The organism is Sphingomonas sp. BE138, from assembly GCF_031456125.1.
In the GTDB taxonomy this organism is placed as follows: domain Bacteria; phylum Pseudomonadota; class Alphaproteobacteria; order Sphingomonadales; family Sphingomonadaceae; genus Sphingomonas.
The window spans coordinates 115,741-133,392 of the sequence record NZ_JAVDUC010000011.1 but is presented as its reverse complement, the minus strand read 5'-3'; the positions used below and the strand labels follow the sequence as shown (position 1 = coordinate 133,392).

30 protein-coding genes and 1 tRNA gene are annotated in these 17,652 nt (G+C 65.2%); 21 read left to right on the top strand and 10 right to left on the bottom strand.

Annotation, left to right across the window (positions count from 1 at the left end; all coding sequences use genetic code 11):
* Positions 1–88: 88 nt before the first annotated feature.
* The gene (locus tag J2Y58_RS14515; RefSeq protein ID WP_310104374.1) at positions 89–313 is read right to left on the bottom strand and encodes a hypothetical protein; all 225 of its coding nucleotides are present in this window, start codon (positions 311–313) and stop codon (positions 89–91) included.
* Positions 314–624: 311 nt separating this feature from the next.
* Here J2Y58_RS14515 and J2Y58_RS14510 point away from each other — a divergent pair, with 311 nt between their 5' ends.
* Positions 625–810, top strand: a complete 186-nt coding sequence (locus J2Y58_RS14510; protein ID WP_310104372.1) for a hypothetical protein — start codon at positions 625–627, stop codon at positions 808–810.
* A gap of 135 nt (positions 811–945) precedes the next feature.
* On the opposite strand, the gene J2Y58_RS14505 is transcribed toward J2Y58_RS14510, so the two are convergent.
* From J2Y58_RS14505 to J2Y58_RS14490, 4 genes are read right to left on the bottom strand one after another with little or no spacing between them, the layout of a single operon-like run.
* Positions 946–1,635 (bottom strand): hypothetical protein, encoded by a 690-nt coding sequence (locus J2Y58_RS14505; protein WP_310104370.1) that lies wholly within the window; start codon positions 1,633–1,635, stop codon positions 946–948.
* Positions 1,632–2,402, bottom strand: coding sequence for a hypothetical protein (locus tag J2Y58_RS14500; RefSeq protein ID WP_310104368.1), 771 nt, complete (start codon positions 2,400–2,402; stop codon positions 1,632–1,634). Before J2Y58_RS14500 ends, J2Y58_RS14505 begins: the two co-directional genes overlap by 4 nt.
* A gap of 31 nt (positions 2,403–2,433) precedes the next feature.
* Complete coding sequence (locus J2Y58_RS14495; RefSeq protein ID WP_310104365.1) at positions 2,434–3,798, bottom strand: DnaB-like helicase C-terminal domain-containing protein; 1,365 nt, start codon at positions 3,796–3,798, stop codon at positions 2,434–2,436.
* Positions 3,799–3,824: 26 nt separating this feature from the next.
* The gene (locus tag J2Y58_RS14490; protein ID WP_310104362.1) at positions 3,825–4,025 is read right to left on the bottom strand and encodes a helix-turn-helix transcriptional regulator; all 201 of its coding nucleotides are present in this window, start codon (positions 4,023–4,025) and stop codon (positions 3,825–3,827) included.
* A 94-nt stretch (positions 4,026–4,119) separates the two neighbouring features.
* Between J2Y58_RS14490 and J2Y58_RS14485 the strand changes: the two genes are divergently transcribed.
* The 19 genes from J2Y58_RS14485 (at position 4,120) to J2Y58_RS14395 (ending at position 11,421) form a co-directional block, all read left to right on the top strand.
* On the top strand, positions 4,120–4,740 hold the full coding sequence (locus J2Y58_RS14485; protein ID WP_310104358.1) for a S24 family peptidase: 621 nt from the start codon (positions 4,120–4,122) through the stop codon (positions 4,738–4,740).
* A gap of 194 nt (positions 4,741–4,934) precedes the next feature.
* Entirely contained in the window at positions 4,935–5,414 is a 480-nt protein-coding gene (locus tag J2Y58_RS14480) for a hypothetical protein (protein ID WP_310104356.1), read from the top strand.
* Positions 5,411–6,112 carry a hypothetical protein gene (locus J2Y58_RS14475; protein WP_310104353.1) on the top strand — a complete coding sequence of 234 codons (702 nt, stop codon included), beginning with the start codon at positions 5,411–5,413 and terminating at the stop codon, positions 6,110–6,112. The genes J2Y58_RS14480 and J2Y58_RS14475 overlap by 4 nt, the downstream gene beginning before the upstream one ends.
* On the top strand, positions 6,109–6,813 hold the full coding sequence (locus J2Y58_RS14470) for a hypothetical protein (protein WP_310104351.1): 705 nt from the start codon (positions 6,109–6,111) through the stop codon (positions 6,811–6,813). Before J2Y58_RS14475 ends, J2Y58_RS14470 begins: the two co-directional genes overlap by 4 nt.
* Positions 6,810–7,100, top strand: a complete 291-nt coding sequence (locus J2Y58_RS14465; RefSeq protein WP_310104348.1) for a hypothetical protein — start codon at positions 6,810–6,812, stop codon at positions 7,098–7,100. Before J2Y58_RS14470 ends, J2Y58_RS14465 begins: the two co-directional genes overlap by 4 nt.
* Positions 7,097–7,435: a hypothetical protein gene (locus J2Y58_RS14460; protein ID WP_310104346.1), complete on the top strand. Its 339-nt coding sequence runs from the start codon at positions 7,097–7,099 to the stop codon at positions 7,433–7,435. Before J2Y58_RS14465 ends, J2Y58_RS14460 begins: the two co-directional genes overlap by 4 nt.
* On the top strand, positions 7,432–7,629 hold the full coding sequence (locus tag J2Y58_RS14455; protein ID WP_310104344.1) for a hypothetical protein: 198 nt from the start codon (positions 7,432–7,434) through the stop codon (positions 7,627–7,629). Before J2Y58_RS14460 ends, J2Y58_RS14455 begins: the two co-directional genes overlap by 4 nt.
* Positions 7,630–7,837: 208 nt before the next feature.
* Positions 7,838–8,299, top strand: a complete 462-nt coding sequence (locus J2Y58_RS14450; RefSeq protein ID WP_310104341.1) for a hypothetical protein — start codon at positions 7,838–7,840, stop codon at positions 8,297–8,299.
* Positions 8,296–8,436, top strand: coding sequence for a hypothetical protein (locus tag J2Y58_RS14445; RefSeq protein WP_310104338.1), 141 nt, complete (start codon positions 8,296–8,298; stop codon positions 8,434–8,436). The genes J2Y58_RS14450 and J2Y58_RS14445 overlap by 4 nt, the downstream gene beginning before the upstream one ends.
* Positions 8,433–8,633: a hypothetical protein gene (locus J2Y58_RS14440; protein ID WP_310104336.1), complete on the top strand. Its 201-nt coding sequence runs from the start codon at positions 8,433–8,435 to the stop codon at positions 8,631–8,633. The genes J2Y58_RS14445 and J2Y58_RS14440 overlap by 4 nt, the downstream gene beginning before the upstream one ends.
* The gene (locus J2Y58_RS14435; RefSeq protein WP_310104334.1) at positions 8,630–8,800 is read left to right on the top strand and encodes a hypothetical protein; all 171 of its coding nucleotides are present in this window, start codon (positions 8,630–8,632) and stop codon (positions 8,798–8,800) included. The genes J2Y58_RS14440 and J2Y58_RS14435 overlap by 4 nt, the downstream gene beginning before the upstream one ends.
* Before the next feature lies 1 nt (position 8,801).
* On the top strand, positions 8,802–9,560 hold the full coding sequence (locus J2Y58_RS14430) for a hypothetical protein (protein ID WP_310104330.1): 759 nt from the start codon (positions 8,802–8,804) through the stop codon (positions 9,558–9,560).
* 186 nt (positions 9,561–9,746) lie between these two features.
* Positions 9,747–10,187, top strand: a complete 441-nt coding sequence (locus tag J2Y58_RS14425) for a hypothetical protein (protein WP_310104327.1) — start codon at positions 9,747–9,749, stop codon at positions 10,185–10,187.
* On the top strand, positions 10,184–10,375 hold the full coding sequence (locus tag J2Y58_RS14420; protein WP_310104325.1) for a hypothetical protein: 192 nt from the start codon (positions 10,184–10,186) through the stop codon (positions 10,373–10,375). The genes J2Y58_RS14425 and J2Y58_RS14420 overlap by 4 nt, the downstream gene beginning before the upstream one ends.
* On the top strand, positions 10,372–10,644 hold the full coding sequence (locus J2Y58_RS14415) for a hypothetical protein (protein WP_310104320.1): 273 nt from the start codon (positions 10,372–10,374) through the stop codon (positions 10,642–10,644). Before J2Y58_RS14420 ends, J2Y58_RS14415 begins: the two co-directional genes overlap by 4 nt.
* On the top strand, positions 10,641–10,775 hold the full coding sequence (locus tag J2Y58_RS14410) for a hypothetical protein (protein WP_310104318.1): 135 nt from the start codon (positions 10,641–10,643) through the stop codon (positions 10,773–10,775). The genes J2Y58_RS14415 and J2Y58_RS14410 overlap by 4 nt, the downstream gene beginning before the upstream one ends.
* The gene (locus J2Y58_RS14405) at positions 10,772–10,933 is read left to right on the top strand and encodes a hypothetical protein (RefSeq protein ID WP_310104316.1); all 162 of its coding nucleotides are present in this window, start codon (positions 10,772–10,774) and stop codon (positions 10,931–10,933) included. The genes J2Y58_RS14410 and J2Y58_RS14405 overlap by 4 nt, the downstream gene beginning before the upstream one ends.
* Positions 10,934–10,993: 60 nt before the next feature.
* Positions 10,994–11,197, top strand: a complete 204-nt coding sequence (locus J2Y58_RS14400; RefSeq protein WP_310104314.1) for a hypothetical protein — start codon at positions 10,994–10,996, stop codon at positions 11,195–11,197.
* Positions 11,194–11,421 (top strand): AlpA family phage regulatory protein, encoded by a 228-nt coding sequence (locus J2Y58_RS14395; protein ID WP_310104312.1) that lies wholly within the window; start codon positions 11,194–11,196, stop codon positions 11,419–11,421. Before J2Y58_RS14400 ends, J2Y58_RS14395 begins: the two co-directional genes overlap by 4 nt.
* A gap of 15 nt (positions 11,422–11,436) precedes the next feature.
* On the opposite strand, the gene J2Y58_RS14390 is transcribed toward J2Y58_RS14395, so the two are convergent.
* The 4 genes from J2Y58_RS14390 to J2Y58_RS14375 all read right to left on the bottom strand — a co-directional run bounded on the left by J2Y58_RS14390 (position 11,437) and on the right by J2Y58_RS14375 (position 15,597).
* The gene (locus J2Y58_RS14390) at positions 11,437–12,312 is read right to left on the bottom strand and encodes a hypothetical protein (protein WP_310104309.1); all 876 of its coding nucleotides are present in this window, start codon (positions 12,310–12,312) and stop codon (positions 11,437–11,439) included.
* Between the two features lie 83 nt (positions 12,313–12,395).
* Entirely contained in the window at positions 12,396–13,718 is a 1,323-nt protein-coding gene (locus J2Y58_RS14385; protein WP_310104306.1) for a phage integrase central domain-containing protein, read from the bottom strand.
* A gap of 157 nt (positions 13,719–13,875) precedes the next feature.
* Positions 13,876–13,951: transfer RNA gene (locus tag J2Y58_RS14380), tRNA-Ile, on the bottom strand.
* Positions 13,952–13,998: 47 nt separating this feature from the next.
* A complete protein-coding gene (locus J2Y58_RS14375; protein ID WP_310104304.1) occupies positions 13,999–15,597 on the bottom strand; it encodes a sensor histidine kinase in 1,599 nt (532 codons plus the stop codon).
* A 199-nt stretch (positions 15,598–15,796) separates the two neighbouring features.
* On the opposite strand from J2Y58_RS14375, the gene J2Y58_RS14370 reads away from it, so the two are divergent.
* Positions 15,797–16,258, top strand: a complete 462-nt coding sequence (locus J2Y58_RS14370; protein ID WP_310104301.1) for an Lrp/AsnC family transcriptional regulator — start codon at positions 15,797–15,799, stop codon at positions 16,256–16,258.
* A 90-nt stretch (positions 16,259–16,348) separates the two neighbouring features.
* Here J2Y58_RS14370 and J2Y58_RS14365 read toward each other — a convergent pair whose 3' ends face one another.
* Positions 16,349–17,617 carry a hypothetical protein gene (locus J2Y58_RS14365; protein WP_310104299.1) on the bottom strand — a complete coding sequence of 423 codons (1,269 nt, stop codon included), beginning with the start codon at positions 17,615–17,617 and terminating at the stop codon, positions 16,349–16,351.
* Positions 17,618–17,652 lie beyond the last annotated feature (35 nt).

Below are 17,652 nucleotides of genomic sequence, written 5' to 3'. Positions count from 1 at the left end.
CCAAATGGAGCAGCTTACCACTGGCAGGATTTCTCTCCGCCGCACCGGCACCTATGCCGGCGCTCCCGTGGCCGGGTTTGTCACCGCCCTACACAGTGCGGTGATCGCATACGAGCTTCGACGTGTTCGCGGTCATGAAGCCGCAGCCCGGATGCTGGCAGGTGAAGCCGTCCCGGGCGAAGATGCGCAGCCGGGTCTCGCGCCAGCGCGCGGTGCCGTACAGCTTGCGCCAAGGGGCGAAGAACGAGCGGGCAGCGTCTGCGGTGCGAGCCGGTGCATCCACGTACCCGAGGGATGGGGCCAGCTTGCCCAAGCGACTAGGCAGCGTCTTCAACCTGCCCATGCCGTCACCAAATAATGCACTATTTAGTGCATTTCCTCGTTGCGCCGATGCACCGAATGGTGCATAAAGAATGGGCCGGAAGGGGAGGCAATCCCGCCGCCTCGGCGAGAAGGAGAAAGCGAATGGAATACACCGCGCTTCTTCTTCAGGCCCTCGGCGTAGCGATCAGCACGGCAATGCTGGTCATTACGCTACGCCGAAAGGGTTAACCTGAAGGGGTGGCTCGGTCCGAAAGGGCCGGGTCACTCCCTCCCTTATAAGGCATCGGAGGCTAACAGACAATGACCGCTCACGACTTCACGACCTGGATGGCGCGCCTCCGCCTCAACGTTGGCGCCGCCGCCGACGCGCTGGGCGTCGGTCGCAACACGATCCCGCGCTACATGAAAGAGGGCGCGCCGAAGCACATCGGGCTTGCTTGCGCTGCGATCGCGATGGGGCTGCCAGAGTGGGAAGCACGGGACTGAGCCGGTTGATAGGCTCACGCTCCGCCGCTTCGTTTGAACCATACCGCTGGAGCCCCGCGCCGAGCATAGCCCGGCTGGGTTTATCGGGGCTGCGGAAGAGCACTATGGCTCCACATCGGCTTTCCCCTTGAGCCGTTATGCGGCTGTGCCGGTTAAGGCTGCCTCGGTCCTTACAGGATTTGGTCGCACTCTCCAAGCCTCAATCGTCATCGTCAGCGCGCCGCCGAAATGGATAACGGCAGACGTGCCCCTGCCCTCAACCACCTTCCCGACCAACCCGTCGAGCGCCGGCATCCCGTCGACCGTGACCTCTTGGCCGCCAGCCAGCGCCTTCGTCTCCCGGCGCAGCGCCGCGCGGCGTGCGCGCAGCGTGCCCAGCCGTTCGGCCCTTGCGCGCTGCGCCGCCGCCCGCGTCTCGGCGGCACGCTCCGCTGTGATCGCGGCCAGTGCGTCAGCCTCGGCCTGCCGCAGCCCAGCCACCGCGGTATCTCGTACCAGCGCCGCGCCGCGCGCGCCGGTGAAGACCGAGAAGCGCGGGTGTCGTCCCTCGGGCTGATCCGCCAGCCGCCACAGGTCGTCCATGTCCCGTTCGGGCGCGAAGACCCAGCACGGCAAGATCGGCACGGTGACCTCTACCATCACCTTGCGCTGTCCCAGCGCCAGCCGCCGCCGGTTGCCTGGCGCGTCGCGCTTCACCGTGCGGCTAGGCGTCCACGCGTCAATGCCTTCGCCTCGCAGCGCGGCCATGAGCGGCAGCGTCTTCGCTGCGGTCGTCTGCAAGATGCACCAGCGCCGGCCCGCGCGGTGACCATCGTTCGTAATCATCGTGCCCCCTTGTCGCTACCGGCGGCGGCGCTCACGGCACCCGAGGCTTGCGCCCGCTCCAACCGCCGGAGGAAAGCGTCGTCCATCGTCACCACCGTTGATTTTGCCGCCCCGTCTTTCGCCAGCCGCTCCTGATGCTTGGCGTTGAGCATCCGCTGCGTCCGGTGAAACCATCCCTTGCGATCGCCCTCGGCTTGCCCAGCGAACCACCCGTCGATCGATGAGAGTTCGGCGCGCAGATCAGGAATGCCGCTGTAGGTTTCCGTCCACTTCGCGAGATCGTCCGCTGTCAGCTTGATCGTTCCGCCTTCAAACGCGTAGCGACCATCGGCGCGCTCGCGGCCCTTCTCTTCTTCTTTCTTTCCTTCTTTATACTTTGCGTCGGTGCTGCGTCGGTCCTGCGTCGCCGCCGCGTCGCTGGCTGCGTCGGCTACCCGCTCGCGGGTCTGATAAACCTCGTATTTCCGTATAGTTATGACAGTCTGACCTGCGTCGGCTGTCGCGTCGATTATTTGCGCTTTGCGCAATGAAGCGATGAACCGACGCACCCTCGCTTCGTCCCATTTCCAAGCCTTCGCCATGAACCGCAGCGAGTGCCCAACCTGTCCGCGTTCGAGCCAGTGCTCGGCACCGGCGATGTCGATCTTGACCCGCTCATAGGCTGCATTCTCGATGAGCCAGACGAAGGCATCGCGCCGACTGAAGGGCTCGTTCCGAAATACAGCGTGATCCTGCCAGCCGCGATGCAGGCGATACCAGCCACTCATAGTTCAGCACCTCTCAAGATAGCGGCGGGGATCATCGGACGGCCTGGAACTGGCGATAGAAGCGGCCGAAGAAGGCACCTTCCTCACCATGCCGGTGCTTGGCGCAGATGAACTCGAGCCAGCCCTCAGCGCGCGTGAGCTTCTCACGCCAAGCCGCGTGCTCGGCGGTGTCGGGCTCCGGTTCGGCTTTCCGAAGATAGTACTCTTGACTGACGAGAAAGAGCACGAAGTCGGCGTCCTGCTCGATCTGACCACTGGCACGAAGGTCGCTAAGCTGAGGGCGCTTGTCCTGGCGCGTCTCGACCGCACGGCTCAACTGCGAAAGGGCGATCATCGCGACCTCCTCGTCGCCAGCCATCACCTTCAATTCGCGACTGACCTCGCTCACCGCCTCGTATTCCGACTTTGCCTTGCCATCAGGCTGCAAAAGCTGGAGGTAATCGACGACGACGAGTTCGAGCTTCTTCCCTACGGCTTGCAGTTCGCGCTTGCGCCGCCGGATGGACCGGCGAAGCTGTCCAAGCGTGTGGCACTTCTTGTCGATGATCTTAAACGGCAGCCCGCCGATCTCATGCTCGACGCCAGCGATAATATCGCGATGGTGTTGAGTGGTTTCACCCCGCATCAAGGCTCCGAACGGGACGGGTGCGCCGATGCTGTGGCAATAGTCGGCGACGAGCCTCATCCCGAGGATTTCCCAGCTCATCTCTAGGCTGGCGAACAGGGAGCAATGGCCCTTCCCGGCTGTCGCGCGCAGGTAGCTGATCAACGCCGCGGTCTTTCCCATGCCCGGGCGCCCAGCGACGATACCCAGCCAGCCGGGTTGGAGCGCACCGATCAGGCGATCAATGCCTTCCACGCCGCCGCCGCTGAGCACGCCGCTATGCTTCCTGTCGAAGCTACGCATCACCTCTCGCGCGGCATCCGCACCGCTACGGAATGGATTGAGGTCGGTGCGCTCGAATGTTGCAGAAACAGCGGTGTCGTGGTCGGCTATCGCTCGGTCGGTCTCGATCGTTAGGTCGGCGAGGCGAGCTGCGGACGCCAGCATCTCTTCGTGCAGCCGCCGCCGCACCGCGAGTTCACGGACGTGGCGGGCCATGCTGTACGGGTCGGCGGCGGCCATGAGGCTGGACACCCAGTTTACCAGCATAGCGCGGCCTTGGATCTCCTCGAACTGGGGATCCCCATCAAAGAGCGGCGCGATCGTGACCGGGTTGGCCGGACGCCCGTGTGAAGCGAGGTCCAGCATCGCCATATAAAGCCGGCCGAACAGTTGCTCGCTGAAATCCTCCGGCGCCAGCACGTCGGCCACACGGTCAATCCGCGCATTGTCGCGCATCAAGCCCGCCAGCACCGTGGCTTCGCTTTCGACATTACGGAGGGAAGATGGCACCTCCGGTGCGCTTGTCCCCACCGCCGTCAGTCCACGTCTGCCGAGCAGAAGTCGGTCGGCTGAACGGAACCGTTCGTGACCGCCATAATCTTGATGATCATGGACCCACTGGGGACCCTTCCGTGCTTGGTGTAGCGCTGGATTGTCCGCGCGTTCTTCGCTCCGACCTGACGGGCGAACGCGGACAGGCTGATGCCGTTCTCGGCGAGGTAGGCGGAGAGTTTCATAATGAGACACTTTTAGCCAAGCGGCTAAAAGGAGGCAACTTCTTCTTTCGCCATTCCCCATTGCGGCTCGTAGCCGCACGGCTATACCTCGCGTATGGCTAAAGCACCCATCGATCTGGACACTCCTGGCGGCCGCATACGTGCCCGTCGAAAAGAGCTCGGCTTGTCCATGGAGCAGCTCGCGAATGAGGTGCACGTGCACTTCACCACCATTGCCAAGTGGGAACGTGCTCAGCGTGCCCTACCGCCTGACGCGCTGGGCTTGATCGCGAACGCCCTTGGCGTTCAGCCTGGCGACCTTGTTCCCGGTGCCGCTGTGCATCTCCCAGCGCGCATGGTTCCCGTTCTGGGAAAGATCGCCGCAGGAAACTGGCGGGAGGCGATGTCTGCCGGAGACTTGGGCGGCCCCGTAGGATATGTGCCGGCGCCGTACGGCAGCAGCAACGCATATGCGCTGCAACCCGATGGGGACAGCATGGACCTGATCGTCCCAGAAGGCGGCATCATCGTTATCGATCCCGATCTTCTCGATCTTCGCGACGGCGGCATTTACGCGGTCATGAAGGAAGACGGCGAAGCGACCTTCAAGCGGTTCCGGTCTGATCCGCCGCGCCTGGAGCCCTGCTCCTCAAATCCGGTTCATCAGACGATGCCGCTCGGGCGCGAGCCCTTCCGAGTTTTAGGCAAAGTCATCTGGCAAGGCTCGCCACTCTAATTTTTTCTAGCCACGCGGCTAATATGTCTCTTTACGGGATTTAGCCACTAGGCTAGAAACTGCTCATCGGGGACGATCGCCTGTAAGGCCGAAACCCCCCGGTGCGCAGGGATAGGAAAGTCGTGCTCGGCCACCCGACGTTGGGGCCAGCCTCCGCCGATCCACCTGCATCACTCATGTAGGGAGGTTGGCTCATGGCCGCCGAAGCACAGCGCGCACCCTTGGTGCGTGAGCAGTCGAACTTTGCCTTATCGCCGGCGATTGCCGGGCGGCTTCAGGAGTGCGCCGCGGCCCTTGCCCCGGTCGAAACATTCGACCCGCTCCCCAGCTTAGGTCTCTTTGATCGAGTGCCGGACGGCTGCGATGTCGTGCCGGTCCGTGGACACGTCGCGATCGTAGAACGCGCCGCGCTGACCACCGACGACCTGACCGAAGGCGGCATCTTCGTCTACGAGCGCCAGTATCCGCTGCATCCGGCGGCTGATGCTCGACGTGACTGCACTCGCTTCGTCGTCCGCATCTACCGCGACGAGCGCGTGGCCGACGCCTGGCGGTACCGTGATCTCGATAGGCCGCACCGCCCCGGCGAAGGTCCGTTCCACGACATCGCGTTTGCGTCGATGTTGATTGGCCGCGTCATTGGCGTCTACCAGCCGAAGGCGGTCAACAAGTGAGCGGGCGTGATCTCGGCATTGCCGACGGGAATGAGCCGATCCCGCCCCTCGGCGACCGCCCTTGGGACGGCCCAGACCTTCGCGACGCCCTCCCCGTAGCTGACATGCTCGAGTGGTTGGCTGCTGCCGCCGCCGCCGATCTATCATCCTACGTTCGCGTGTGGCGGTACTTCGCGCATTCGGCAGGTGGCAACGTTGGCTTCCTGCTGGAACAAGGGAAAGCGCCACAGCTGGTAATCGGCTGCCCCGTTGATGCCCAGCGCCGCCACCGGTTGCTGTGGCTGCATCATCTTACTGAAGATCTATTCGCCCGCGATGGCGGTCGCGAAGCGCTCGAAGACGCGATCAGGCACTCTCCATATGCCCACGTCGAACGACCGCGCGACCCCGGCACCATGACGAAGGTCATGCGAGCTTTCCTTCGCGCAGGTGGACGCATCCTGGTCGATCCAGAAGGCGAGATTGAGGAAGGGTTCGGCAACGAGGCGACCCGGCGGTTCAGCGCCGATACGGATCCGGCCGATTGGAACGAGTTATCGACAGCTGGCCGCGCATACTTCCGCGCGCGCTCAGTGCTGGACTGCGATGACCACATCATCCGGGCGGTGACGATGCTCGGGCGCCGCTATTCGAACGGCTGGTACGCGCTGGAACGGCCTGCCGCCGCCGTCGCCCATATCACGGAGACCTTGGCATGACCCGCCCAACCACTCGGCGCGCGCTGATCGGTGGCGCGTGCGTTTTCGCCCTCGCGGACACCGCTGCATCGGCGAAGTCCGCTCCATCCGCGACGGTGAGCACGCGCCTGGCTCGCTTGATTGCCCTCCGCGATCGTGCCGACGCCGCGTTCAGTCGGTACGATGCGGAGGTGGAGGCACCCGCCTATGACGCCCTCAAGGCGATTATGGCCGCGTGTCCCGCCGAGCCGGATCCACCGCACCGGTCGGTGCAAACGACGTTCATCAATGTGAACGACGAAGTGACGCGCCTCTCCACAGCTGGGTTTTCCGACAGCACAGCCCGGAAGATGCGTGACGACCCGACATGGGCCGATATGGGCGCGGATCAGCCGGAGTGGCGTCAGGCATTCATCGAACTCGCAGACCTTGCCGACGAACGCGACGCGATCATCGCGGACCAGCAAGCCCGCCGCGAAGCCTACGAGCAACGCGCGCGCGAAAGGCTGCGGATCGACGAGATCCAGAAGCGCTCGGACGAGCTGAGCCGCCGGGAGTACAGCCTCTGGGAAGCCGTCATCGACGAGCCGGCGACGAACCTGGCTGATGTTCTCGCCAAGCTGGACCTGATGAAGCGCACCGGCAGGGATGACGAGGACGGCTATTTGCTGACCGCTATCAGCCGCGACATTCGCGGCATCGCCGCTGGCGGTGCCGCATGACGCCCGCAGATCTACGCTGCGCTACGTGTTCCTTCTGGAGCCGCAACCTGCCCTCTATCACCACCGGGCTGCGAAAGGCGAAGGGCGCCGACGAGAACCTTGGCACCTGCCAGTTCCTGCCGCCGGTTGTGGTGGCGCTGGGTGGGTCCGCTGTCTCGATGCAGCCGGAGACGCATTCGACGCGCGGCTGCAACCAGTGGCTTGGCGGCTTCGAGGGGCCGGACGGTCCCGACGGCGGGCACGAGGCTGCCGTGGTCGACCTTTCCACGCGGAGGGCTGCCGCATGATGCCTTTCGTTCTTGGCGCCAGCGGGATCCTGCTCGCCTTTGCTGCCGGCGTGGTATGCGATCGCCTGCTGCAGCGCGCGGTTCGGAGAATTGCTGCCAAGCAGTCCGTTGCCGCTAAGCCTCGCGTGCGAGTGCTGCCAGGCGGATGGATCAGGCACGTTCCCGGTCCATGCCCGGTGTCGGCGCGAACGGTCATCAACACGGCCGATGGGCACGGGCTCAACGAGAGCCCGCGGTTCGCGAGCGAGACGCCTCCCGAATGGTGGGAGCACCGGTCGGCGCAGTTCGGCCGTGACGTGCTGGCCTACCGCATCGTGCGTGAGGCGCAATCGTGAGCCGGGGCGACTTCGACGTGCACACCGCCGCCGGACCGTACCGCGTGCACAAGGCGAACGGCTGGCGCCGCGGTGTCACGCATGACCGATTTGCCGCCGCCGAAGCGGAGGCGCTGCGACTGGTTGCCGCCAACCCCGGCGAGAGCTTCGTCATCACGCGCGAAGTTGCGTGCGTGAGGGGGCGGCAGGGATGAAGACCAGCACAGAGCGAGCTGTCGCCTTCACGCACATTGTCGCCCGCGTGAGCCCTTCGCCTGGCAACGGCTGCGACCTCCGCATCGTGAACGCCGCGCGGAAGCTGTCGCAAGCTCTCGACGCCGACGGTCACCGCGCCTCGGCCGACCTAGGCCGTTGCCCACGCCCGGAGACCGCATCCGGCATCCCTATTGTCGTGAGAAACGCATGACCCCCGCATCAATCGAGACTGCCCCGCTGGGCGACGGCTGGATACTCGGCTTGGTTCATGATGATGACCGGCCGGCAGCGCGCCACCACCCGTGGGTTATACTGACACGCTGCGACACCGGCTGGGCAGACGAGGATGGCTATCTGTGGAGCCCGACGCACTGGGCTCGACTGCCCGACCCGCAGCCACCGGCTACGGGGTGGAGGCCGCCGGCTGGCGAGATCGTCGTAGAGGTCGGATGGTTCGGCGAGGAGCGATCCCCGGTCTGGCTCGCGTCGATCGTCTGCCCAGACGGAAGCTATGACGAAGAGCGGCAGCCCGACGTCCGTACCACCGTCGCAGCGATCGAGGAATGCGCCCGCAAATGGTCTGGCGAGATCGGCCTTCCTTGGCGCCGCGGGCAGATGAGCCATGCCGACGCGGTCGTCGTTCCCTTCACTCGAAAGCCTCGCCCATGAACGACAGCAATTTCACCGCTGCGCTGATCTTCGCCGCCTGGGCGGCGTGGTCGCTGGCGAACATCTCGGCGCGCGCGGGACGCATCGCGACCGCGATCGAGGCGCTGCGTGACATGGCAGAAAGGAACCGGCGATGACCGATCCCGAGAGCGACTTCGCTTCCGGCTATCGCGACGGGCGCGATCCCCAAGCCCCAGCGCCGAACGCCAACCGCTCGAACGCCTACCGGCACTCGTTCGAGGTCGGTCGAGCAGAAATCAGCGGACAACCGATCCCGGCCGCGCGCAGCCGCGCCGCCGCCGAAGAGGCAGTCAGGAAGGATGCAGCAGCATGATCGCTTTCGTTCTCGTCGTGTGGTTCGGTTTCGGCAACGGCCAGACCTCGTTCGCGGTCCCCGGCATCGCCTCGCAGCCGGAATGCGCGCGCCTCGCGAAGGAGATGGGGAGGATCTACCAGCGCGGCGCGCGGGCAGACTGCTATCCCTATCGGATGGTGAAGTAAGATGGCCGACCTCACAGAAACGCCGGGTGAGCGGTGTCCCTTCTGCGGGACGGACGTCGCCAACCTCTCGCTTTTCAGGGAGCCGTTCTTCGTGCTCTGCAAGGAGTGCGGATGCTCAGGCCCAAGCATGGCTACGCCGAAAGGAGCGGTCACGGCATGGGATGCGCGGAGCAGCCAACTGTTGAGCAAGTTCCAGCCGGTATCCTCAAGGCAGCGCGCGGTCGGCGCTCTTGCCGAAGTCGACCGCCATGCACTCGCCCTGTCTATTGAGACGCGAGACCGCTTACGATCAATCGCGCGGATGCTGTCGGTCGGCGACTCGCCGCCGCGTGCCGGTACCGCTTTCGGCGAGGTGCAGTGTCATTGCAGCGAAGATGACGGCGTGCCCGATGTCGGCGTGTCGGTCGGGCTTGGCGACGGCAAGATGCTCTGGTTGGGCGAATTGCTGAAGGATGAGGGCGGCGACATCGGGCTCGTCTTCCTCGGCCCTGACGACCAGCGCGTCGTCGCGCCGCTATGGCCCCATTGCGAGTGGCAGGACGCCGCAGACATCCTGCGGCGTCACGTCGGGCCCGCCATGGCCGCGCAAGGCAACGAGGATGGCTCAAATCTGAGCCACTTTCACGCCGAAGCGACAGCCCCTGAGGTCGCAGGCAAGATCGCCGGGGGCGGCCACCATTTTCGGAAATCTCCGAAAAACTCACAAAGTCGATATTCTCGCGCCGCAATTTGCGAACGGACCAGCGGGAGCAAGGCATGACCGTGCCGGAGGGTATGCTGACCCGCCTGCGCCACGTTGCGCGCATCTTCGGGCCGAACAGCGCCTCCGCGAAGGCACTGGAGGAATACGAGCGGCGGACCGCAGCCGGTGAGAGCGTCACGATATTTGATCGAGGATCCCACCTCTTGGTCGGGCCCCCGCACCGAACGGAGAAGAGGGAGAAGCATGGTGGGTAAGCTTGAAGCCGTCGAGGTGACGCAGGCGGACCGCGACCTCCGCAACCAGATCATCGGCTTAGACTGGCCAGGCAACCACGCCGTCTACGAGCATGAACTCGACCGGATCATTGCGCGCCACCGCCTTACCGTCGCCGCCCAGCACCGATGGAGGGCGATCAACCAGCCACCTGCCGAACCGTGCAACGTTCTTCTGATCTGCGCACCTTTCGAGTGGCACGATCAGAAAGGCAACACAGTGCCGCTTGAGCCCATGCGTGACGAGCTCGAGCGCATGGAATTGGCGTTCTGGGATGGGCAGATGTGGTGCGAGGCCGGAACGGGACACGACATCGTTCACGAAGAACGGGCGTCTCACCTGATGCCGACGCACTGGATGCCGCTCCCGGCCGACCCCCTGACGCTGGCTGCCGAAGGTGAAGAAGCATGAGCCGGCGTGATGCTCCTACCGGCGAGACGGTAATCTTCTTCCGTGAGGAAGGCTTCTACCCGATCCAGCTATCGGGCCTGAAGCCGACCGCGGTCGAGGCCGCCGAACATGCCGAACTGAACCCTGGCACTCTGCGGGTCGAAGACCTGCAAGGCGCCGTGCTTTGGCCGGAAGGAACACAGCAGTGACCCAGCCAGTCCACCCGATGCTGACTGCGATAGCCAAGCGCATGGGCGACCAGATGGACTTCGACGGGGAACCGTTCGGGGCAACGCTCAGCACCAGCGAACTCGTCACGCTCGCCCGCGCCGCCATCCAAGCGCTGCTAGAGCCGGATGAGGGGATGAAGCGCGCCGGCGCTGATGAGTTGTTCGGTTCTGTCGAGGACGATTGGACAGTCGACGCCCGCCGCATTTTTCAAGCGATGCTCCGCCTTCTCATAGGAGAGAGTAAGTGAGCGACCTCGCGCTTGTGCTGTGCTTCATTGGAGGCATGGCGGCCTTCGGCCTTATCGCCATCAGCGTGGTGCTGTGCTGGTATCTTCGCACCGAGAGCCGTTTGCTTGACCGAGAGGACGCCGAGGCATGAGCGCCAGCGAATGGAAGCCTGCCGATTGGCTGGCCGCCGGCGCAGCTGATCTGCCGGATGAGCAGACCCGCGCCCCCCGCAACCGGATCCGCTACCGGATCGGCCGCCACCCAATGCTCAGGCGCGCGCGATCCGCCGACGAGGTGCCGCCGCAATGAGGATACCGGAGATCCGCGACCGGCTGCACGCGCTGGCCGACGAACACGGCATTCGCCGAGTTGCACGAGCTCGCCGAGCAGACCCGCCGGCGGAAGCCGATCCGGCGCGCGCCGCCGCGGTGGCCGCGCTTGACCGAGAACCAGAAGGCCGCGGTGCGCGACGCCTTCACCGCCAACCCGTCGATCGGCGTGCGTGAACTCGCCGATCGCTTCGCCACATCAATCGGCCGCATATCCGAGGCCGTCAGGGGATTTCGAGAATGACCGGGACCGTGAAGCCCGACCGCCGCGCCGACCGCCTGCTGCGCTTCCCCGAGGTGCATATCAGGACCGGTCTGTCCGAGTCGACGATGCGCCGCCGCGAAGCGAAGGGCACGTTCCCCGCGCGCGTTCAGATGGGGCCAAAGATGGTCGGCTGGTACGAAACAGATGTTTGTGATTGGGTCGCGAACCCGAGCGGATGGCGAGGCAGCATGCGTGGTCTCTGAACGCCGGTCTCGTCCTTAGGTCGCTATCGACAAGTGACCGAGAGGCTCGACATCTATGTTTTCCTCGACATTGCCTTTCTTTGCGACTGTGCCACCCAGGTGCTCAATAACGAAGGCGAGCCGCGTCACCCGATCACCGATTTCTTTTTTACCCACGCTGTAGATATCATTATATACGACTTCAAAAACACAAACGACCTTCGTCTTACGGCTGCGAAAGTCATGTGCTTGTTGATCGTTTAGCAAGATAGCGTAGGAGTTGATTTTTTGACCAGTTGCAACGACGGTTGAATTTCCGGCACTTTTGTCTTCGGGCACCGCAATAGACTGCACCGGGCTGCTAATATCGATTATCTCGAAATGCCGCTGTATTCGACAGTTTAGGGCAGGAGAGGCTCCATAGTTTTGAAAAATCGTGTTGAATACTTGCCCGTTGGTAACCTTTTTGCCGTCTAGTTGCCCTGAGAACGACCCTTGCTGCCAACCAGAGAATGCCATCCACGCGCGATTTGCGTGCAGCGTCTCGATTGCAGCCCGAGCCGAAATGTTTGCAGCCCGCGTGGCCGCCACCGTGAAACCGATTGTAATCCCCGCTCCGATCGTGGCTAAGCCAGTAAGAAGTACGCTCCACCATGTCGCAGTTGCGGCACTTCGCGCGGCATCGGCAGCCTTCCACTGGGCGCAGAGATCGCTCCCGCGTTTGTCGTAGTTTCCCTCAGCACATGGCAGCGTCAACGGATCGGGTTTTTCTGGCTCCGCGCCCTTTCGGACGATTTCGCGAAGCGAGCTAGCCATGTCCTTGGCTGCGGCAGCCTGTTCTCGTTGACTCCTTTCGCTCGCGCCGACAGCCGATCCCGAGAGGCCAATGACGATAGCAAACGCAGCCAGCATCCACCGGCTCTCAATCGGTCTCACTATTACCCCCTGCGTTCTGTCCCCATCGCAGTGAAGGCCAAAAACACATTTCTTTCAAGTCACTGACTACTGGTCGTACCGCTGGCTTTTCCGCTTTCGATAAAGCCCATTGGATCAGCCAAACCCTTCGAAATCATGTCCGCCCACGCCACGCCGAGGTCGCGCCGCTGCTTCGCGTAGCGAGCGCGGTTATAGGCATACTCCGACGACGACATTCCCGGCGGAACGTGCGCCAGCATCAAATCGATGACGGCTCGGTCCCCCTCCCGCTCAAGGTCTGCGGCGCGCTGGTTCATCAGCGTTGAGAAGGCCGATCGCCAGCCGTGAGGAACGTGGCGCCCCTTGTACTTGCCGGCGGCAACCCGCTTGTAGAGCGTGCTGAGCGCGGCGTCGCTCATCGGCTGGCGGGTCGATACCTCGCTCGGGAACAACAGCGTCAGCCGGCCGGTCAGCACCCGCAGCGCGCGGAGCGCCGCCACCGCCTGCGGCGGCAGCGGGACGTCGTGTCCGAACGCCTCGTCACCCTTGTCCTGCACCTCCAGCTTCATCCGCTCGGCCGGAATGCGCCAGACGGCTTCGGGGGCATCCGCGTCGGGCTGATCCCAGTCGATGCCCTCGATCTCGTCCCACGTCGCCGTGCGCAGAACGCCCACGCGGACTGCGGTGAGCGCCAGCAGGCGCGATGCCAGCTTCGTGGTCGGGTTCGACGTCGAGCGGTCTACCACTCCCTGCAACTCGAGCAGCTCGGCTAGGTCGGTGATCGCAGGCTGCTTCGACCCGACCGGGGTCTTCTTCAGGCTCTTGCCGATCTTCGCCGCCGGGTTCTTGTCGATATGATGCTCGCCGATCGCGCGTTCGAACACCGCGGAGACGTACCCCTTCACCCGCTTGGCCGTCTCGATCGCGCCGCGGCGCTCGATCTTACGCAACTCGGTCAGGAGCATCGGCCCGTCTATGTCCCGCACGGGCAGCTTGCCGATGCCGGGGAACACATCCCGCTCGAAAGCCCGCATGATGAGGTTCGCCTGCCCTGTCGACCAGCGCGGCTTCTCGTCTTCGTGCCACGCGCGCGCGATCGTCTCGAATGTCGCCCCGGCGGCGGCGATCTCCGCAGCGGCGCGGCGCCGTTCTTCAACCACCGGATCTCGGTTGTCCCGGAGCAGCTTGCGCGCCTCGTCCCGCTTCTCGCGTGCTTCGGCGAGGCTGACCTCGGGATACAGCCCGAAGGTCAGGCGCTTCTCCTTGCCGCCGAAGCGGTACTTCATGCGCCAGGACTTCGCGCCCTTGGTCGTGACGAACAGGTAGAGCCCGCCCGAGTCGCCCAGCTTGTAATCGCGCTCGCCCGCGCGCGCCGCTTTCGCCTCGGCATTGGTCAGAGCCATGGATGCCCCCACTTCGCAGATTGATGACCCCGCCGCTGCCCCCTGATGCCCCGAAATCTGGTGGCGGAGGGTGACGGCTTCTGACGGGTTATATCCGCTCGATGCCCCCACTTCACCAAGAGATTGATGGCGAATGGGGGCGCTTGGGGGTAAAGGGTGGTGGGCCCGGCAGGACTCGAACCCGCAACCTAGCCGTTATGAGCGGCCAGCTCTAACCGTTGAGCTACAGGCCCCGACACCGCGCCGTCCCGTAGCGCCGCGGCACGCCTGCTGGCAAGCCTTACGCGCCGTTGCTCGTCGCCTGTCCGGTGTCGTCGCCCTCGGCGGCCGGCAGCAGCAGCGTGAACAGCTCCGGCGCGATCACGAAACGTCCGCCCAGCTCCGCGGCGAGGTTGCGCACCAGCCGCAAAGCAAAGCCGACGCCCAGCAGTGGCGCGCCGTCGTCGGCCGAAGCCTCTTCGTCGTCCAGCGCCAGCAGCGCGGCTTCGTCGCGATGCGCGAAGGCGGCGGGCGGCACCACCGCCAGCGCCAGCGTGCCGATGCCCGCGACCAACGCGGTCGCCAGCCGTTCGCCTGGCTGCGCCGCCGACAGGGCGGTTGCGAGCAACCGCCCGACCAACCGCTCCGCGTCGTGCGGGTCAAGCGACCATGCCGCATCGCTAGCGCCCGGCAGCACCAGCTCGGCCCCGCGCAGTGCTGCCAGAGACGACAGATCGTCCGCCACGCGCATCAGCAGCGGGCCGGCCTGCGTCACCCCGCTGCGTCGGTCGAGCGCGTGCCCGTCGATCCGCGCCGCCAGGTCGAGATCCTCGATCGCGGCGATCAACCCGGCGACATGGCGGCGGATGTCGGCCGCCCGGTCGCGGTAGACCGAGGCGACCGGTCCCAGCAATTCCTGCTCGATCAGTTCCGAAAAACCCGCGATCGCGTTGGTCGGCGTGCGCAATTCATGAACCAGCCGCCGCAGTCCTTCCGCGCCTGCCGCGCGTTCGCGATCGCCGGCGCGCCCGGCCTGCTCGTCGGCACGCGGTCGCCGCGCCTCGCCGCGCATCCCCGTGAACGCACCGGTCGCGTGATCGAACATCGGGACGCACGCGATCCGCCATTCGCCCGCGATCGCCGATTCGCCGGGCACCATCAGCCGCGCGCCGCGGAACGCCGCGCGCTTGCGGAACGCGCCCGCTGCGACGCCATCGACTGCCGCCCCGCTCCACCCGCCGTCGCGATGGTCGAGCGTCAGGCCGATCACGGCGCCCCGCGGACCGGCGTCCAGCCAGCGGATCACGCCCGCCGCATCGGTTTCGAAGCGGAACGCGGGCAAGGGGCTGATCGGCTCGGCGGCCAAGCTGACGCGGGCACGCTGGTGCGCCGCGATCCGTTCGACCAGCTCCGACACCTCGAACCGCTCCGCGCCGGGCGTTTCTTCGGCAACAGACTCCACGACCGGCGGAGCATAGCCGAGCTGGAAGTCGGCCGCGCCGAACGTCTGCAAGGCGCGCTCGACCGAGGGCGGCAGGTCGCGGCGTTGGCGCAGGATGCTGCGCCCGAACGGCCCAAGCCGGGGCAGCAGCGTCTCCCACTCTACCGGGTCGAGCCGTACGGCGCGCAGCGTCGCCGCACACACCTCGGGCACGTCATCGATCATGAACGCGACCAGCGGCAGCGGCGGATCCATCAGCGCCAGCGACCGCGCCACCGCCGCGCGCACCGTTTCGGGCACGCGGTCGCGCAGGCAGGCCAGCCGCGCCAATAGCTCGGGCTCGGCAGGTGCCCGCCGCCGACCGATCAGGTCGGCGAGTTGCCGGAACGCCGCACGCACCCCCGATGCTGAACGCACCTCGCCTGCCAGGACCGTCTTGAGGCTGTCGTCGAAACGCACGAAGAATTGGACTCCCTGCTCGCTTGCAGATGAACGTTGTCCGCTTGGTAGAGACGCGGCCGGTTCGGGGCTATCGCGGATATTTCGACCTGATCTCGGATTGACCCAGCTTGGAACAATTGCGTTCCGGCGCAATATTCCTATAGCGGCACTTATGGAAGCTATCGCGAAAATACGCGGGCAAGTTGAGTGAGATGACATGACCCTGGATCGGATCGACCGCGAAATCCTGGCCCTGCTGCAGGAGGATGGCCGAATGACCAACGTCAATCTGGCGGAACGCGTCGGTTTGACCGCGCCGCCGTGCCTGCGCCGCGTGCGCGCGCTGGAGCAGGCCGGGGTGATCCGCGGCTATCACGCCGAGTGCGACGCCACCAAGCTCGGCTTCCCGATCACCGTCTTTGCGATGGTCAGCCTGCGCAGCCAGGCCGAGCAGGATCTCGCCGCGTTCGAGGCGCATGTCGCCGCGATTCCCGAGGTGCGCGAATGCCATATGCTGAACGGCGAGATTGACTTCATTCTGAAGATCGTCGCGCCGGACCTGGAAAGCTTCCAGCGCATTCTGACGACGAAGCTGACCTCCGCTCCGAACGTCACCAGCGTGAAATCGTCGTTGACGATCCGCACCTTCAAGGCGCTGACCGGCGTTCCGATCAGCTAGGTCGAAACGACCGGCCGACGCCGACCCGGCAACGAAAAAGGGGCGCCCCGCCGGACGCCCCTACTCTCTTTTGACCTAAGGGAGCGCGAATCACGCGACCGGTGGGTGATCCAGGAAATCGATCCACCACCCTGCGATGTCGGCGCGCGGGCTACCGGTCACGGCCTGGAACGCGGTCTTGGCGCCTGCCTTGTCGCCGGAGTTCGCAAGCGCGATGCCCAAACGGGTGTTGACGACATTGGCGTCCACGCCGCCCTTCTGGAGCGCCGCGCGGTACAGCGTGATCGCCTTGGCATATTCGCCGGTGCCCAGATAGGCGTCGGCGGTGCTCGCCGCCAGCTTGCCGTCCGCTGCCTTCAGCGCACGCGCCTCGACCGCCGCCATCGAGCCTTCGTTCGAGATCGACTTGTTCGCCGCCGCCAGCAGGCTGCCGGCATCCGGGCTGTTCGCCGGGATCTTGCCCGCCGCCTTGCCCTCGGTAAGCACCGCCTTCGATTCCCACGGCAGGCCCTGGTCGAAGGTCCACTGCGCATAGATCTCGTAATCATACTGGTCGGCCAGCGCCTTGCCGGCGCGCAGCAGGCGGTACAGGTCGACCTTCTGCGACTTGTCCAGCGTCACCATCGATTGCGGCTGGATGCCCCAATAGACCAGCATGTCGCGCCAGTTCTTCGCAGTCGGATAGGCGGTCAGGTACCGGCGCATCCAGGCGCGCGCCTCCGTCGGGTTCTTCGCCTGCTGGTTGCGGGCGATTGCATAGCGGAAGATGTCCTCCGACGGCTTCTGACCCGCGGCCATCTGCTCATCGACCATCTTCGCCAGCGCCGCCGACCCGCCGGCGATGTCGCCCGAATCCATCTTCAGCTTGACGAGCTGCAGCGGCAGGTTCGGGTCGTTGTAGCCCAGCGCCTGCGCCTGCTCGAAAAATCGCATGGCGCCTGCCGGGTCCTTGGCATTGGCCGCGATCACGCCGCGCTGATAGGTATATTTCGCCTTGTCCGCCTGCGCGGTGCGCGGGCTGGCGATCAGCGCGTCGAGCGGCGCGACGAGATTGGCGTTGTTCGGGCCGCCCGGCTGGATCACCTCCAGGTTCAGGCGCAGCGCTGCGGCGATGTACTTCTCGTCGTCGGTCTTGGCGGCGGCCTCGACCGCGGCGACGAGCGGCGTGGCGGTCGCGACGTCCTTGGCGGCGAGCGCGGTCTGCGCCTGCGCGGCCGGCCCGCGGACTTCGTTGCTGAGCTTGAGCTGGTCGCCCTTCTGCTCGTCCTTCTTCTTCTGCGCCACCGCCGGCTGCGACAGCGCGACGGTCGCGCCCCCGGCCAGAAGCACAGCCATGATGGCGTTCGAAAGGGTCTTCATCGACACGTCTCTCCAGATTTCGCGGGCGTAACGCT